17 protein-coding genes and 1 riboswitch are annotated in these 15835 nt (G+C 71.3%); of the genes, 11 read left to right on the top strand and 6 right to left on the bottom strand.

The features are described 5' to 3' along the window. Positions 1–121: 121 nt before the first annotated feature. Complete coding sequence (locus tag ACQPXB_RS47875) at positions 122–799, bottom strand: type VII secretion system-associated protein (RefSeq protein WP_364065009.1); 678 nt, start codon at positions 797–799, stop codon at positions 122–124. A 58-nt stretch (positions 800–857) separates the two neighbouring features. Here ACQPXB_RS47875 and ACQPXB_RS47870 point away from each other — a divergent pair, with 58 nt between their 5' ends. The 7 genes from ACQPXB_RS47870 to arfB all read left to right on the top strand — a co-directional run bounded on the left by ACQPXB_RS47870 (position 858) and on the right by arfB (position 7157). After that, positions 858–1238, top strand: a complete 381-nt coding sequence (locus tag ACQPXB_RS47870; protein WP_366580458.1) for a sterol carrier family protein — start codon at positions 858–860, stop codon at positions 1236–1238. A gap of 186 nt (positions 1239–1424) precedes the next feature. Further along, positions 1425–2303: a helix-turn-helix domain-containing protein gene (locus ACQPXB_RS47865; protein ID WP_326567041.1), complete on the top strand. Its 879-nt coding sequence runs from the start codon at positions 1425–1427 to the stop codon at positions 2301–2303. A 944-nt stretch (positions 2304–3247) separates the two neighbouring features. Then, complete coding sequence (locus tag ACQPXB_RS47860; RefSeq protein ID WP_220245081.1) at positions 3248–3487, top strand: DUF397 domain-containing protein; 240 nt, start codon at positions 3248–3250, stop codon at positions 3485–3487. Beyond that, positions 3474–3845: a hypothetical protein gene (locus tag ACQPXB_RS47855; protein WP_366580462.1), complete on the top strand. Its 372-nt coding sequence runs from the start codon at positions 3474–3476 to the stop codon at positions 3843–3845. Before ACQPXB_RS47860 ends, ACQPXB_RS47855 begins: the two co-directional genes overlap by 14 nt. A 215-nt stretch (positions 3846–4060) precedes the next feature. Beyond that, positions 4061–5587 (top strand): amidophosphoribosyltransferase, encoded by a 1527-nt coding sequence (gene purF, locus ACQPXB_RS47850; protein WP_366580463.1) that lies wholly within the window; start codon positions 4061–4063, stop codon positions 5585–5587. Between the two features lie 30 nt (positions 5588–5617). Further along, the gene (gene purM / locus ACQPXB_RS47845; RefSeq protein WP_366580464.1) at positions 5618–6688 is read left to right on the top strand and encodes a phosphoribosylformylglycinamidine cyclo-ligase; all 1071 of its coding nucleotides are present in this window, start codon (positions 5618–5620) and stop codon (positions 6686–6688) included. A 40-nt stretch (positions 6689–6728) separates the two neighbouring features. Further along, positions 6729–7157: an alternative ribosome rescue aminoacyl-tRNA hydrolase ArfB gene (arfB, locus tag ACQPXB_RS47840; RefSeq protein WP_366580561.1), complete on the top strand. Its 429-nt coding sequence runs from the start codon at positions 6729–6731 to the stop codon at positions 7155–7157. Here the strand turns inward: arfB and ACQPXB_RS47835 are convergent. The 3 genes from ACQPXB_RS47835 to ACQPXB_RS47825 all read right to left on the bottom strand — a co-directional run bounded on the left by ACQPXB_RS47835 (position 7154) and on the right by ACQPXB_RS47825 (position 9918). Next, complete coding sequence (locus ACQPXB_RS47835; RefSeq protein WP_432848685.1) at positions 7154–7897, bottom strand: GNAT family N-acetyltransferase; 744 nt, start codon at positions 7895–7897, stop codon at positions 7154–7156. The two genes, arfB and ACQPXB_RS47835, sit on opposite strands and share 4 nt — an antisense overlap. Before the next feature lie 206 nt (positions 7898–8103). Beyond that, a complete protein-coding gene (locus tag ACQPXB_RS47830; protein ID WP_432848683.1) occupies positions 8104–8763 on the bottom strand; it encodes a VanZ family protein in 660 nt (219 codons plus the stop codon). Positions 8764–9021: 258 nt separating this feature from the next. Then, positions 9022–9918, bottom strand: a complete 897-nt coding sequence (locus tag ACQPXB_RS47825) for a Gfo/Idh/MocA family protein (RefSeq protein ID WP_366580469.1) — start codon at positions 9916–9918, stop codon at positions 9022–9024. 43 nt (positions 9919–9961) lie between these two features. Continuing rightward, a riboswitch (cobalamin riboswitch) is annotated at positions 9962–10096 on the top strand. A 14-nt stretch (positions 10097–10110) separates the two neighbouring features. Here ACQPXB_RS47825 and ACQPXB_RS47820 point away from each other — a divergent pair. From ACQPXB_RS47820 to ACQPXB_RS47805, 4 genes are read left to right on the top strand one after another with little or no spacing between them, the layout of a single operon-like run. Next, positions 10111–10758: a hypothetical protein gene (locus ACQPXB_RS47820; protein ID WP_432848681.1), complete on the top strand. Its 648-nt coding sequence runs from the start codon at positions 10111–10113 to the stop codon at positions 10756–10758. Next, positions 10748–11824, top strand: coding sequence for a CbiQ family ECF transporter T component (locus ACQPXB_RS47815; protein WP_432857149.1), 1077 nt, complete (start codon positions 10748–10750; stop codon positions 11822–11824). Before ACQPXB_RS47820 ends, ACQPXB_RS47815 begins: the two co-directional genes overlap by 11 nt. After that, the gene (locus tag ACQPXB_RS47810) at positions 11821–13419 is read left to right on the top strand and encodes an ABC transporter ATP-binding protein (RefSeq protein WP_432848680.1); all 1599 of its coding nucleotides are present in this window, start codon (positions 11821–11823) and stop codon (positions 13417–13419) included. Before ACQPXB_RS47815 ends, ACQPXB_RS47810 begins: the two co-directional genes overlap by 4 nt. Further along, positions 13416–14198 carry an ECF transporter S component gene (locus tag ACQPXB_RS47805; RefSeq protein WP_432848678.1) on the top strand — a complete coding sequence of 261 codons (783 nt, stop codon included), beginning with the start codon at positions 13416–13418 and terminating at the stop codon, positions 14196–14198. Before ACQPXB_RS47810 ends, ACQPXB_RS47805 begins: the two co-directional genes overlap by 4 nt. 288 nt (positions 14199–14486) lie before the next feature. On the opposite strand, the gene ACQPXB_RS47800 is transcribed toward ACQPXB_RS47805, so the two are convergent. Together ACQPXB_RS47800 and ACQPXB_RS47795 are read right to left on the bottom strand one after the other, a co-directional pair. Then, positions 14487–15341 carry a 3-hydroxybutyryl-CoA dehydrogenase gene (locus ACQPXB_RS47800; RefSeq protein ID WP_366580477.1) on the bottom strand — a complete coding sequence of 285 codons (855 nt, stop codon included), beginning with the start codon at positions 15339–15341 and terminating at the stop codon, positions 14487–14489. Positions 15342–15444: 103 nt separating this feature from the next. After that, entirely contained in the window at positions 15445–15633 is a 189-nt protein-coding gene (locus tag ACQPXB_RS47795) for a DUF3073 domain-containing protein (RefSeq protein WP_360597910.1), read from the bottom strand. Positions 15634–15835 lie beyond the last annotated feature (202 nt).

Genomic DNA, 15835 nt, shown 5'->3' with positions numbered 1-15835 from the left:
TGAGTGCGGCAGGTCGGGGTGGGGTTGGATCCGTGCGGGCGGCGGGTCGCCGGTACGAAAAGGCCCGCTGTCCGGAGTGGACAGCGGGCCTTTTCGAAAAGCCGTCAGTTGAAAAAGAAGGTCAGCGCCGTTCTTCGGCGAGCGCCTTCAGCAGGTGCTCGGCCGGCACGACGGCGGTGATCACGTCGTGCGGGTTGATGGCCACGGGGTGCCCGGCGAGCAGGCCGACGATGTCGCGTCCCAGCACGGCGCGCGCGTGCGGCCACTCGCGCGGCACGAGCGACTTGGCGGTGTAGGCGGGGACCATGACGCGGCCGTCGGTGTTGTGGAAGCCGATGACCGTGCGCTGCACGGGGGACATGGCGTAGACGAACAGCGTCGAGTCGAGGATGACCTTCGGCAGGTCCTCGGCCGGGCGGTGCTCGGTGCGCACGAGCTGCAGCAGCCGCTCGAGCTCCGTGCCGGGCTCGGGGTAGCCGAGCGCCTTCGGCGAGGGCCGGTAGCGGTCGTTGGGGTGGAAGTCCTCGACGACGTCGCCCGAGGCGTTCACCGGGTACGCGCCCACGACGGCCCACGACGGCACCGGGCCGCCCGGGTCGAAGGCCTCGTCGATGACGTAGAGCCAGCTGTTGGGGTTGGCGCGCGCGTTGGCCCGCATCTCGGGGGTGATCTCGGGTTTGCCCTGCGGTCCGCGCCGGCCGTGCCGCCCGGCGGTGGCGGGCTTGCCCGCCGGTTTGCCGCGGCGCCCCGCGGGGGTGGTCGGGGAAACCATCCGATCTGCCTCGTCCCGCTGCGCCATCGCCGTCCCTCGGTGCCGGGTGCTGAATGTTCGTCCGACGTCACTCTACTGTTGGGCCATGGCCTCTTCGCGTTCGGTCGATCCCGCTGAGTTACGGGCGGCGGTGCTGGCCGTTTCGAGCTGGTTGCGAGGTGACGGGCCGGAACCGGCGCGGCCCGAGCTGGCCGCCGCGGTGCGGCTGAGCCTCAAGGCGCTCGCCGCCGACGCGCCCGGGCGCAGCGTTGAAGTGCGCGTGCCGCCGTTCGCCGCCGTGCAGTGCGTCGAGGGTCCCCGCCACACCCGGGGTACGCCACCGAACGTGATCGAAACCGACCCCCGCACGTGGCTCGAACTGGCGACGGGGCTTCTCGATTGGTCCAGTGCCCTCGACGCCGCGCGCGTGACGGCGTCGGGCTCGCGGGCCGACCTTTCACACTGGCTGCCCGTGGTCCGGCTATGACCGCCTGGGGTCTTGACCGGTGAATACTCACCTGACTGTGTCGTTCGGTGCCGACTCTCCGTAGAATCGGGATGACAAACCCGACGCGTGCCGAGCCGTGCTATACGGGTTGGCTCTGTACGTGTACTTTGGGTAGTCGGACTGGAATCCCCCAGGTAAACGAGCGGCGTACGGAAGGTCCCGGTCATGAACGCGGTGAACGCGTCCGGTGGCGAGCAGAGTCTCGGCCCGACTGCGCGCCGGATGATCCTCGGCTCGCAGCTGCGCAAGCTGCGTGAGGAAGCCGGGATCACGCGTCAGCAAGCGGGCTACAACATCCGCGGTTCCGAGTCCAAGATCTCCCGCCTCGAGCTCGGCCGCGTCGGCTTCAAGGAACGCGACGTCGCCGACCTGCTCACCATGTACGGCGTCGCCGACGACGAAGAGCGCCGCGCCTTCCTCGACATGGTCAAGCAGTCGAACGAAGCCGGCTGGTGGCGCAAGTTCGGCGACACCGTGCCCGGCTGGTTCACCGACCTCGTCGGCCTGGAAGAAGCCGCGTCGCGCATCCAGATCTGGGAACCGCTGTTCGTCTCCGGCCTGCTGCAGATCGAGCCCTACGCCCGCGCGATCTTCAGCCACGGCCGCCCCGAGATGGCCGACGAGAAGGTCGACCAGCTCGTGGCCCTGCGCATGCGCCGCCAGAAGATGCTGGCCCGCCCCGACGCGCCCCGCATCTGGGCGGTGCTCGACGAGTCGGTGCTGTACCGGCCGATCGGCGGGCCGAAGGTGTTCAAGCAGCAGCTGGAGTACCTGCTCGAGGTGACCACGCTGCCCCACGTGTCGGTGCAGATCCTGCCGTACTGCCGCAGCGGCCTGTCGGCCGAGCACGGCTTCGCGCTCCTGCGCTTCGCCGAATCGGAACTGCCGAACATCGCCTACGTCGAATACCTCACGGGCGCCCACTACCTCGACAAGCGCGACGAGATCGAAAAGTACGGCCGCGCCCTCGACCTGCTGGCCGTCGACGCCGAGACCCCGGAACGCAGCCGCGCCCGCCTGGCGAAGCGGCGTGCGGAGATCTGAGTCGCGCTGAGTTCGTGGCCGGTCTGAGCTGCTGAGGGGTGCTTGGCCGGCCGTCAGTCGCGTTGGCGTCGTGCCCGAGCGCTCGGTTGTGGCTGCCATGGTCGGCTCTGGCAAGTCCTGCTGCCTCGCGCGCTGACCTTTAGCTTCTCGCGCGCGAACCCTCACTGCTCGCGCGCGAGAGTTCGAGCAGCACCAAGCCGAGGAGCACCAAGCCGAGGAGCGCCAAGCAGAGGAGCGCCGCCCGCCCGTGCGGCGGGTGAGCGAGCCGCCTCAGCGCGGTTGGCCAGCCCAGTCCAGCTGCCCGCGCCCGCGCCAGCGCCAAGAGACCGTGGGCTCCCGCGCGTCCGACCAAAGCCATGCCCGGCGGCGAGAGCCGACGACCTCCGCGAGCCGCTCCGGTGTGGTTGGCTTCCCCAGCCCAGCCCAGCCCAGCCCAGCCCAGCCCAGCCCAGCCCAGCCCAGCCCAGCCCAGCCCAGCCCAGCCCAGCCGTGGCGAGTCCGACCGAAGGTCTGCCCGTGCGGCGAGCGCTGACTGCTATCTCCGCGAGCCGTCGAAGCGCCTCGCCGCGTTGCGTGCATTCCGGCAGCGTGTCACCCTGCGGGGCATCGAGGCGCCCCCACGCCACGCGCCACCGTTCACCGAAACCCCGGCGCTCACACCCCGTCGCGGCTGTTCACCCGCTGAGAGCGGCGGTTTGTCGGGTTTTCGCGGAGCGCGACTTTCCCCGCGTCAACAGCGACGCAGCGTGACTTTTCACCCCTTCGAGTGGCGGTGTAATGGCCCGACCGGGACTTTCTACTGAAGTCTGTCGTCACGCAGTGAGAAAATTGCAAAAACTTCTGCACGTGCATTTACCGCTGCATGAGCGCGTGCTAGCGTCCCAGTCACAGGTAGATGCACGTGCAGATTCCTGAGCTTTTCACCGTCCCGGAAGGTGGGGATCATGGCTGAGCGGTTCGAGAACGGCATTCCGGCCGACCGTCTGACCGGCGCCCAGTGGCGCAAGGCGAGCTACAGCGGCGCTGTGGGCAACTGTGTGGAGGTCGCTCCGCTGGCTTCCGGCGAGATCGCGATGCGCAACTCCCGCTTCCCGACCGGCCCGGCGCTCGTGTACACCCGCGCGGAGATGGCCGCGTTCCTCGCCGGCGCGAAGGACGGCGAATTCGACGATGTCCTCGGCTGACGCGCTGGAGACCGTCGAGATCGGTCTCCAGGAGCTCATCGGCCGCGGCTACCAGTTCGTGCACCAGACGGACGCGAACGGCGAGTTCGAAGCCGTCGTCGGCGTCCGGGTGCACGACAACGTGGTGGACGTCGTCCGGCTCAACGCCGAGGACGACGCGATCGCCACGCGCGTGCCGGGCACGGAGGACAACGTCTTCGAGCCCGAGAGGTGGCTGTGGCGCCGCCGCGGTGAGGTGGCCGAGGTGCTGACCGAGGTCCTCGCGCTCCCCGACGAGGAAACCAAGGCGCTCGCCCCCGCCAAGGGGTGCTGGGTGCCCGGGCGCGGCGGCACTTCGAAGTGGCTCGCGGCCCGCTGAAAAACCCTTGATCTTCAGGCCCCGTGCGAGGTGGACAGCCACGTCGTGCGGGGCCTGGTTCATGCTCAGGGCCGAGAACCAAGATCCACAACGCGAGCACCGCTCTCTCAAACGCCGTGGTGAAGTGGGGAGAACCACGTCGCGCACGGCGTGACCCGCCTTAACACCCCTTACACTTGGACTTGGCCCGCCCACGTCTTCCTGGGAGCACCTCGGTGGTTTCCGACCCCTCCGCCAGTCCTGACCAGCCCGACCCGGAACCCCGCGAGGAGTGTGGCGTCTTCGGCGTCTGGGCTCCCGGGGAAGAGGTCGCGAAGCTGACCTACTACGGCCTGTACGCGCTGCAGCACCGCGGGCAGGAGGCGGCCGGCATCTCGGTCTCCGACGGCTCGCAGATCGTGGTCTTCAAGGACCTCGGCCTGGTCAGCCAGGTGTTCGACGAGCAGGTGCTGCAGTCGCTGCAGGGCCACATCGCCGTCGGGCACTGCCGCTACTCCACGACCGGCGCCACGATCTGGGAGAACGCGCAGCCGATCTTCCGCACCACCGCCACCGGCAGTGGCCTGTCGTTCGCGCATAACGGCAACCTCGTCAACACCGCCGAGCTGCGCGACCGCACGAAGGCCGCCGGTCTCAAGCCGCACGCGGGCCTCACCGGCTCGTCCAGCGATTCCGACCTCGTCTGCGGCCTGCTCGCCGCCAACGCGGCCGACAAGGGCATCGAGGCCGCGGCCATGGAGCTGCTGCCGACGCTCAAGGGCGCGTTCTGCCTGGTCTTCGCCGACGAGAACACCCTCTACGCCGCCCGCGACCCCCACGGCGTGCACCCGCTGGTGCTCGGCCGCCTGGAGCGCGGCTGGGTCGTGGCGAGCGAGACGGCCGCGCTGGACATCTGCGGCGCGTCGTTCGTGCGCGAGGTCGAGCCGGGTGAGCTCATCGCCATCGACGCCGAAGGCCTGCGCTCGTCGCGCTTCGCGAACCCGGAGCCCAAGGGCTGCGTGTTCGAGTACGTCTACCTCGCCCGCCCCGACACCACGATCGCCGGCCGCAGCGTGCACGCCACGCGTGTGGAGATCGGCCGACGGCTCGCCGGCGAGCATCCGGCCGACGCCGACCTGGTCATGCCCGTACCGGAGTCCGGCACGCCGGCCGCGATCGGCTACGCGCAGGGCTCGGGCATCCCCTACGGCACCGGCCTGGTGAAAAACGCCTACGTCGGGCGCACGTTCATCCAGCCGTCGCAGACGATCCGCCAGCTGGGTATCCGGCTGAAGCTCAACCCGCTGCGCGACGTGATCCGCGGCAAGCGCCTGGTCGTGGTCGACGACTCGATCGTGCGCGGCAACACCCAGCGCGCGCTCGTGCGCATGCTGCGCGAGGCCGGCGCGCTCGAGGTCCACGTGCGGATCGCCTCGCCGCCCGTGCGCTGGCCGTGCTTCTACGGCATCGACTTCGCCTCGCGCGCCGAGCTCGTGGCCAACGGTGTCGACCTCGACGGCATCCGCCGCTCGATCGGAGCCGACTCGCTGGGCTACATCTCGCTCGACGGCCTGGTCGCCGCCTCGGAGCAGCCGAAGTCGCGCCTGTGCACCGCGTGCTTCTCCGGCGAATACCCCATCGACCTGCCGGACGACGCGTTGATCGGCAAGCACCTGCTGGAAAGCATGGATTCGGTCAATGGCAAAGCGACTCCGGTCAGCCCGGCCGGGTACGGTGCCGAAGACGCCGTCCGGCGTCCCTAGTCCGAATTGTCCAGTAGGGAGTCCGCTTCCGTGAGCGAGTCCACGAGCGCCACGTACGCAGCCGCCGGCGTCAGCATCGAAGCCGGTGACCAGGCCGTCGAGCTGCTCAAGCCCCACGCCGAGCGCGCCACCCGCCCGGAGGTGCGCGGCGGGGTCGGCGGGTTCGCGGGGCTGTTCTCGCTCAAGCTCGACAAGTGGAAAGAGCCGGTGCTCGCGTCGTCCACCGACGGCGTGGGCACCAAGATCGCGGTCGCGCAGGCGCTCGACAAGCACGACACCGTGGGCATCGACCTGGTGGCCATGGTCGTCGACGACCTGGTCGTGACCGGCGCCGAGCCGCTGTTCCTGCAGGACTACATCGCGGTCGGCAAGGTCGTCCCGGAGAAGATCGCGGCCCTCGTCGGCGGCATCGCCGAGGGCTGCGTGCAGGCCGGCTGCGCCCTGCTCGGCGGCGAGACGGCCGAGCACCCGGGCCTGATGGGCGAGCACGACTACGACATCTCGGCCACGGGCGTCGGCGTGGTCGAGGCGTCCGCGCTGCTCACGCCCGAGAAGGTGCGCCCGGGCGACGTCGTGCTGGCCATGGGCTCCTCCGGTCTGCACTCCAACGGCTACTCGCTGGCCCGCCACGTGCTGCTCGACATCGCGCGCATGCCGCTCGACGGCCACGTCGAGGAGTTCGGCCGCACGCTCGGCGAGGAGCTGCTGGAGCCGACGAAGATCTACGCCAAGGACTGCCTGGCGCTGGCCGCCGAGACCGAGGTGCGCACCTTCGCGCACATCACCGGCGGCGGCCTCGAGGCGAACCTCGCGCGCGTGATGCCGCGCGGGCTCGTCGCGCGGCTCGAGCGGGGCACGTGGACGCCGGCGTCGGTGTTCGCGCTGATCGGGCAGCGCGGCAAGGTCGAGCGCGCCGAGCTGGAGAAGACGTTCAACATGGGCATCGGCATGGTCGCGATCGTGTCGGCCGAGGACGTCGACCGGGCGCTGGCCGTGCTGACCGCGCGCCACGTGCCGGCGTGGATCCTCGGCGACGTGCAGCCGGCCGACGACCCCGACGGCCCGCGCGCCGTGCTCTCGGGCGACCACCCGCGGTTCTAGAAACGCGGTTGTCGCGGCTGGGAGACTGGACAGCGTGGCAGTGGCAGAGGACGTGGTGGTCGGCTCCCGGTTCGTGATCCCGGCGGCCGAGTTGAGCGAGCGCTTCTCCCGGTCGTCCGGACCGGGTGGGCAGGGCGTGAACACCACCGACTCGCGCGTGGAGCTTTCGTTCGACGTCGCGCGGTCGGCGGCGATCCCGGAGCCGTTGCGCGAGCGGATCGTGGCGCGGCTGGCGGGTCGCCTTGTCGACGGCGTGCTCACCATCGCGGCCAGCGAGCAGCGTTCACAGCTGCAGAACCGCGACGCCGCGCGTGAACGCCTCGCCGACCTGCTGCTCAAGGCCTCCGCGCCGCCGCCGGCCAAGCGGCGTCCCACCAAACCCTCCCGGGGTTCGAAGGAACGCCGCCTGGCCGCGAAGAAACGCCGCAGCGACGTGAAACGCGGCCGCGGCGGCCGGTTCGACGACTAGCTCACCGAGAGGTGCACGCACTCGCCGGCCGGCTCGTAGCCGACGCGGCGGTACACCGTGGCGATGCCAAGGTCGCCGGGGGTGAGAAATGCCGTGGGGCCACCTCGCTCGTGGACCAGGCGGGTCAGGTACGCCGTGATCGCCGACGCGATGCCGCGGCCGCGGTAGGCCTCGGCGACGGCGATGCCGGCGATCTCGGCCGCACCGTCCACGATGTCCAGCGCGAACCCGCCGCCGATCACCGCACCGGTCGCGGTGTCCTCGGCGCGCACGGCGCGGTCGCCGAACGAGCGGGTGCTCGCCAGCTCCGCGTCCGACACCTCCGGCGACGCGCCGAAGGCGACGTTCTGCGCCGAACGCAGGCTGCGCACGTCGGCGTCGGTCTCCGGAACGCGGAGCAGGATCCCGGCGGGTGCCGGGCGGTCCACGAAGCCGGCCGGGGTGCAGGTCATGAGCGGCACGCGCCGCTCGAGCGAATACCCCTGCGCGACGAGGAGTTCCTCCAGGCCGGGCGCGGCTTCGGTGAAGAACTCCAGCCGGGGCTGCCGGCCGCGGCGCGCGTACGCCTCGGTCAGCGCGGTGATCTCCTCGGGTGACGGCGCGGCGCCGTCGTCGGGGATCGCGTAGTTGAGCATCGGGTTGTCGCCGGTGCGGGAAAAGGTCGCGAGGAACGGGCCGATCCGTTCGACGTCACGGCCTCGGGGTGCGGTGGCACGGACATACGCCTGAAGGGCGGACATGCTGGGTGAACCCTTTCGGGGTCGAAGGAGACCCACGCGCGCTGCCGAAGCGGGCAGGGCATGGGAAGGACGGCTGACGGGCTCGCGTCAGGCCTGACCTCGGCCGTCGCGAGCAGCGGCGGCAAACATAGGCGTTCCTTCGTCCGAAGATCCGAGAGCTTTCAGTGTCCCAGCGGGCGCAAGCGATTTAGCGCGGTTCGGCCGGCTCAGCGCCGTTCCGGATGCCCGATCCCGGCGTAGCGCGTGTCCCACACCGACCGCGGCACGCGCAGGCGGACGGGCGCGTTGCAGACGGTCCGCCGCACCTGCTGCGGGATCGCGACCACGGGCACCACGTCGAAGTAGCGCCAGCCGCGGCGGGTCAGGGCGGCGCCCAGCATGGCGCCGATGGTGTTGAGCAGCACGTCGTCGGTCGAGGTCACGCGGCCGCTCTGGATGAGGAACTGCGTGGCCTCCACCAGCACGGACGCGCTCAGGGCGGTGAGCGCGATCCGGCTGAGCGACCGCAGCCGGCGCAGGCGCAGCGGCACGAGCGCGCCCAGCGGGCTCAGGAGGAGCAGATTGCCGACGACCTGCCAGAGCGATCCGTCGTCGGACAGCGCGGCGGTGAGGTCGGCGCCGGGCACCAGGTCGAGGGTGCTCCCCGAAGCGGTGCCGACGGGCATGATGACCAGGCAGAGCACGAGCGCGCCGAGCGTCACCGCCGTCACGTCGACTGCCGCGGTCGCCGACGCGTGGCCGAGGCTGATGTCGCTGCTTCTTCGCCGCCTCCGCGCGGCGAGCAAGGGCCAGCAAAGCAGCGCGTATGGCAACGCGATGGCCGTGATCGGGATGATCCCCCAGAAAGCGCGCAGCAAGGCACCCATGCGCTTCCCTTCTCGAACCCCTCTGAACTGCTTCTTCCCGCCCTCCCAAGATCAACCTTCGCATTGCCGGTTCGAGTCGGCATGCTCAGCGGGCCGCACTATTCGGTGATCTTTCCGGTGGCGCGAAACGGCTTCCCGTGGTTCGGTCGAGGCGCGGACCGTCCATAGTGGATGCTGTGGACAACCCTGTGGAAGGATTGCGCCGACTTGGCGGAAAGCCTTGGTTCACAACGGAAACCAAGGGTTTGAGCCTGTGTACTACCCGGCGAGCTCGCGCGCCTTCTCGATGAGCGCGGACAGGTGCAGGCCACGGTGGACGTCGCACGGGTGCGTGGTCGTGCCACTCGCGACCATGGCCGCGAAGTCGTCCAGCAGAGCCGTGTAGGCCTCCCCGGCGGTGCCTGGTTTGCGGCCGAGTGTCCGGTAGCCGTGCTCGCCGTAGACCGCGACCTCGACCACGGTCGGCTGAACCGGGAGCCGCAGCGACAGCGTCGCGGTGCTCGTCGCGCCGCCCTCGTGGGCGAACATCAGCTGCCACAGGTCGTCGGGACCGCGGTGGGCCGCGAGCACGTCGGTGATGCGGCCGAGGGCGGCGTCGAGCAGGTCGAACGCGTGCGGGCCGATGTCGGCGAGCGCGCCGCCGGACGCGTCGAGCCGCCACGCCGACGTCGAGTACTGCCCGCCGAGCAACGCGCCCGAAAGCCAGCGTGCGCCGCCGCCGCGCCAGCCGCCCGAGGCGGCGAGGCCGTCGAGCCATTCGCGCGTCTGCTGGGAGAACCGCAGCGTGAGCATCACGAGCGACGCGACGCCGGCCTTGTCCACGGCGTCGGCCAGCCGCTGCGCGCTCGCCAGGTCGGCGGCGATGGGCTTCTCGAGGATCAGGTGCTTGCCGGCCTCGGCCGCGCGCGTCGCGATCTCCGCCTGCACGGCGGGCGGCACGGCGAAGGCTAGGGCGTCGACCAGGGAGAACAACTCGTCGAGGTCGTCGGTGCCGACCGCGTCGTGGGCCTCGGCCAGCGGGCGGGCGCTGGTGACGCGGCGCGCCCACACGGCGGTGAGCTCGGTGCCGGGGTGTTCGGCCAGTCCCGGCGCGTGCACCGTGGTCGCCCAGGGACCGGTTCCGACGAGGCCGATGCGCAGCTGTCCGACGTCCACGCCCGGAAGTGTAGGTGTGTCCGGCGCCGCTTCCGGCGGGTACCTCCGGTGGGTTAACGTCGGTCAGCTGTACACCACGATCGGGGGAAGCCGGTGGGAATCCGGCGCTGACCCGCAACCGTGAGCGGCCGCCCGCGCGGCCGTGAGCCGGATCGCCCGCCGTGGTCCGACTCGATGCGAGGTTCATCAACGATGCGGTTGTTCCCTGCAGTCCGGCTCCTGGCCGTGGCCGCGCTCCTGGTCACCGCCGGCCTGTCCGGCGCGAGTCCCGCCACCGCGACCGTGCCCGGGAAGGGCACCGCGGGCTACTGTCCCGACGCCACCGGCGTGACGGTGGTGGTCGACTTCCAGGACCTCGGTGGCGACACCCTGATCCGCTGCACGCCCGGGCCGCAGGCCGACGGGGTGGCGGCCATGCAGAACGCGGGCCTCGACATCGCGGGCGTCGGCAAGTACGGCCTGGCGCTGATCTGCAAGATCGAGGGCAAACCGGTCGACCAGTCGTGCTCGGGGATGCCGCCGGAGAGCGCGTCGTGGAGCTTCTGGACGGCGACCGACGGCGGCAAGTGGGCTTCGAGCCAGGTCGGGGTGCAGGGCTGGAAGCCGCCGGCGGGGAGCTTCGAGGGCTGGTCGTTCGCGCACAACAAGTCCTTCCAGGACTACCCGCCGCCGCGGGTGGCGCCGGTGCGGAAGGCCAACGCGGCGGTGCCCGCGGCCGCGTCGACGGAATCCGGCGGCAGCGGCTTCCCGTGGAGCCTGGTGATCGGGCTCGTCGTGATCGTGGTGCTGGTCGTCGCCGGAGTGGTCGTCGGGCTGCGGCGCAGGCGTGCTGCCCGGTAACGCGCGGGCTCTGCACCCGGGTGCGTGGTGGGTGTGGGCGCTCGCGCTCGCCGTCGCCGCGAGCCGCACCACCAACCCGTTGCTGCTCGCGCTGGTGATCGCCGTGGCCGGGTTCGTGGTGGTGAACCGCCGGGGCGACGCGCCGTGGGCGCTGGCTTTTCGCGTGTACGCGCTGGTCGCGGCCGTGATCGTGGTGTCGCGCGTGCTGTTCCGCATCCTCATCGGCGGCGAGGACGGCGGCCACGTGCTGTTCACGCTGCCGACGATCCCATTGCCCGCCGCGGCCGCCGGGATCGAGCTGCTGGGGCCCACTTCGGCCGAGGAGCTGCTCGGCGGCTTCTACGACGGCCTGCGGCTGGCCACGATCGTGCTCTGCGTGGGCGCCGCCAACGCGCTGGCCAACCCGAAACGCCTGCTCAAGGCCGTGCCCGGTGCGTTGGCCGAGGTGAGCACGGCGGTCACGGTGGCGCTTTCGGTGGCCCCGCAGCTGGTGGAGAGCGTGCAGCGGGTGCGGCGCGCGCGCCGGCTGCGCGCGGCGCGTGGACGGGGGCTGAGGTTCGTGAAGGGGGTTTTCGTGCCGGTGCTGGCGGACGCGCTGGACCGCTCGCTCCTGCTCGCGGCGGCCATGGACTCGCGCGGCTACGGCCGGCGCGGGTACCTCGCACCGCGCGTGCGGGTGCTGATCGCCGCTTGCGTGCTCGCCGGACTGGTCGGGGTCGCCGTCGGGGTGTACGGGGTGCTGGACGGGTCGTCGAGCTGGCTCGGCGTGCCGATGCTGGTGGCGGGGCTGGCCGTGGCGTCCGCCGGGTTCGTGCTGGGCGGGCGGCGCATCCAGCGGACGACGTACCGGCCCGATCCGTGGCGGCTGCCGGAGACGTTGGTGGTGCTGTGCGGCGTCGCGTCGGCGGGGCTGCTGCTGGCTGCTTCGCCGGCTTCGTTGGCCACGTCGGTCAGCCCGCCGGCTTGGCCCACCTTGCCGTTGGTGCCGACGTTGGCCGTGCTGATCGGGGTGCTGCCGGCGTGGCTCGCGCCGCGGCCGCAGTCCGTTGTGGAGGTGACGCGGTGATCGAGTTCTCGCAGGTCACGGTCACTTACGACGGCGCTTCCGCGCCCGTGCTGCACGGCGTCGACCTCGTGGTGGAGGAAGGCGAACTGTGCCTGGTGGCCGGGCGAACCGGGGTCGGCAAGTCGACTTTTCTCGGTGCCATCAACGGGCTCGTGCCCCACTTCACCGTCGGCACGTTGGCCGGGCGGGTGCTCGTCGCCGGTCTGGACACCGCGACGCACCCACCGCGTGAGCTGGCGTCCGTCGTCGGCGTCGTGGGGCAGGACCCGCTCGCGGGGTTCGTCACGGACACTGTGGAGGAAGAGCTCGCGTACGCGATGGAGCAGCTGGCCGTGGCGCCCGACGTGATGCGCAAGCGCGTGGAGGAGACGCTCGACCTGCTGGGCATCGCCGAGCTGCGCGACCGTCCACTTCGGACGCTTTCCGGCGGGCAGCAGCAGCGCGTGGCGATCGGGTCGGTGCTCACCGCGCACCCGGGCGTGCTCGTGCTGGACGAACCGACGTCGGCGCTCGACCCGACCGCCGCCGAGGAGGTGCTGGCCGCGATCACGCGGCTGGTGCATGACCTCGGCACCACGGTCGTCGTCGCGGAGCACCGGATGGAGCGTGTGGCGCAGTACGCCGACCGGCTGCTCTACCTCCCGGGCGACGGTTCCGTGCGGTCCGGACCACCGGCGGAGGTGTTCGCGGACGCCGACGTCGCGCCGCCGATCGTGGAGCTCGGCCGGTTCGCGGGCTGGTCGCCGCTGCCGCTCTCGGTGCGGGACGCGCGTCGGCGGGCGGGACCGTTGCGGGAACGGCTCTCGACAGCGACCCGCCCCGCCGCGGCCGGCGTGCCTACGGAGGCCGTGCTCGCCGCGCGGGGGGTGCAGGTGCGCTACGGAGGCGTAGTGGCCGTGCGCGGGGTGGACCTGCGGCTGGGTCGGGGTGAGGTCGTCGCGTTGATGGGGCGCAACGGGTCCGGCAAGTCTTCGCTGCTCTGGGCGCTGCAGGGCAGCGGGCCGCGCTCGGGCGGGACCGTCGACGTGCTGGGTGTGGACCCGGCTGCGGCGCGGCCCCGGGCGGCCCGGTCGCGTGTCGGCTTGGTGCCGCAGACCCCGTCCGACCTGCTGTACCTCGACTCCGTGGCCGCAGAGTGCCGGCAGGCGGACACCGAGTCGGGCGCCGCCGTGGGCACGGCCCGGGCGTTGCTGGACCGGCTGGTTCCGGGCGTCTCGCCGGAGGCGAACCCCCGTGACCTGTCCGAAGGCCAGCGGCTCGCGCTCGTGCTGGCCGTGCAGCTGGCCGCCGCGCCGCCGGTTGTCCTGCTCGACGAGCCGACCCGCGGCCTGGACTACCCGGCGAAGCGTCACTTCGCGGCCGTGCTGGCTTCGCTGGCTTCTTCGGGCGTCGCGGTGCTGCTGGCCACGCACGACGTCGAGTTCGTCGCCGTGGCCGCCCACCGCGTGGTGGTCCTGGCCGACGGCGAGGTGGTGGCCGACGGCCCGACGGCCGACGTCGTGGTGTCGTCGCCGGCCTTCGCGCCGCAGGTGGCGAAGGTCCTGGCGCCGCAGGAGTGGCTGACGGTCGCCGAGGTCGAGCAGGCGCTGCGGTGACGGACTTCCTCGGCCCGGCCGTCCGGATCCGGGTGCGAACCGTTTTCGTGCTCGCGGTAGCCGTGGTGCTTGGCCTGGCGATGTTCTGCTGGCCGCTCTTCGTGTCGACGCCACCATCGGGTCACACGGCCGACGCGCCGTTCGTCTTCATGGCGACGCTGCCGGTGCTGATCCTGATCGTGCTCGCCGAACTGTCCAGCGGCGGCCTCGACGCGAAGGCCCTGGCCCTGCTCGGCGTCCTGTCCGCCGTCGACGCCGCGCTGCGCCCCCTCGGCGCCGGCACGGGCGGCATCGAGCTGGTGTTCTTCCTGCTGGTGCTCGCCGGCCGCGTCTTCGGCCCCGGCTTCGGCTTCGTGCTCGGCGCGACCTCGCTCTTCGCGTCCGCCCTGCTCACGGGCGGCGTCGGGCCGTGGCTGCCCTTCCAGATGCTCGCGTCTTCCCTGGTCGGCCTGGGTGCGGGCCTGCTGCCGCGCGCCGTGCGCGGCCGCTGGGAGATCGCGCTGCTCGCCGCGTACGGCGTGGTGGCCGCGTACTTCTACGGGCTCGCGATGAGCATGTTCACCTGGCCGTTCCTCGCGGGCGCCTCATCCCTGGACTTCGTCCCGGGCGCACCCTTGGGCGCCAACCTGCACCGCTTCCTGGTCTTCACGGTCCTCACGTCCACCCTCGGCTGGGACACGGGCCGGGCACTCACGAACCTGGTCGCGATCCTGGTCCTGGGGCCGGCCATCCTGACCCTCCTCCGCCGCGCGGCTCGGAGGGCTTCGTTCAGGCCTTGATCGGGCCGAAGGTCACGACGGCGTCGCAAATGGACGACTCGCTCCACGCCCGTGCGACCGGCGGGACCGTTCGCGGCGCACTGGCCGATCGACGGGACCGCTCGCGACGAACTCGTGGCCGAGGGGACCGCTCACGTGGTGCGTTGCGGTCCGAACGGTCCACTCGCGCCTGCGCGCGGGGTGAAACGAGACCGCTCGCCGGCCCGCCCGACGGACCGCTCGCACTGCCGTGCAGCGGCCTAGCGGCGCGGTGAACCTGCCGGCAAACAGGCGATCGGCGACCAGCGATCAGTACGTGTAAAAGCCCCGCCCGGACTTCTTCCCCATCAGCCCCGCGTCGACCATGCGCAGGAGGAGCGGAGGGGCCGCGTAGAGGGGTTCCTTGAACTCGTCGTACATCGAGTCCGCGATGGCCTTCACGGTGTCGAGGCCGATGAGGTCCGAGAGGCGCAGCGGGCCCATCGGGTGGGCCGTCCCGAGTTCCATGCCGCGGTCGATGTCTTCGGCGGTGGCGAAGCCGGATTCGACCATGCGGATCGCGGAGAGCAGGTAGGGCACCAGCAGCGAGTTGACGATGAAGCCGGCGCGGTCCTGGGCGCGGATCACCGTCTTGCCCAGGGCTCCGGCGTGTTCCTCGGCGCGGCGGGCGGTGTCGTCGGCGGTGAGCAGCGACGGGACCAGCTCGACGAGCGGCAGCACGGGCACCGGGTTGAAGAAGTGGATGCCCACGACCTGCTGCGGGCGGCTCGTGGCCATGGCGATCTTGACGATCGGGATGGACGACGTGTTGGACGCGAAGATCGCGTCGGGGCGGGAGACGAGCTTGTCGAGCTGGGCGAAGACGTCGGTCTTGGCCTGTTCCTGCTCCAGGATGGCCTCGATGACCAGGTCGCGGTCGGCGAGGTCGGCCAGGTCCGTCGTGAAGCGAAGGCGCCCCAACGCCGCGGCGGCGTCGTCAGCCGAGAGCTTGCCGTTCTTCACGCCGCGCTGCAGCGACTTCTCGATGCGCGCCTTGCCGGCGTCGAGGGCAGCCTGGCTGACCTCGGTGATCACCACGTCGAAACCCGACTTGGCGTGCACCTCGGCGATGCCCGAGCCCATCTGCCCGGCACCCACCACGCCGACTCGCTGAATGTCTGTCACCGGCTAGCTCCTTAGTCACGCAGGCACAGAAAATGGGCAGCACGCGACGCGCGAGGGTGGTGCCGGGCAGTGCCCGGACTCCACCCTCGCGTATCGCGTCTGCTCAACGCCGGTATTCGTCGTACCCGTCGTCGTACGGGTCCTCGTACCGGTTGTCGTCCTCGTGCCCGTTGTTGGCCGAGGAATCACTCGACAGCTCGCGCTGCAAAGCATCGAAATCGGTGTCGTGGGAGCTGTACTTGAGCTCGCGCGCCACCTTCGTCTGCTTGGCCTTAGCCCGGCCGCGCCCCATGGCTCGACCCCCTCGCACAGGGGCGGGGCGGCCGGGGGAATCGGCGGCCCCGCATCGTCTCGACAGTTCTTTCCTGGTCACACCGTACCGTGTCCCGGGGGTTCGATGCGACGTGGCACGGTGTGCCGGTGGCGACAGTGTCCGCCGGACGCCGGTTACCGGCCTGTCGGTGGGGATCGGCGCAGGTGGGCGTGCCACGATG

It is taken from the genome of Amycolatopsis sp. CA-161197, from assembly GCF_050942255.1.
Classification (GTDB): Bacteria; Actinomycetota; Actinomycetes; order Mycobacteriales; family Pseudonocardiaceae; genus Amycolatopsis.
The sequence above is the reverse complement of the archived record's forward strand: the minus strand, read 5'-3'. Positions and strand labels throughout refer to the sequence as shown.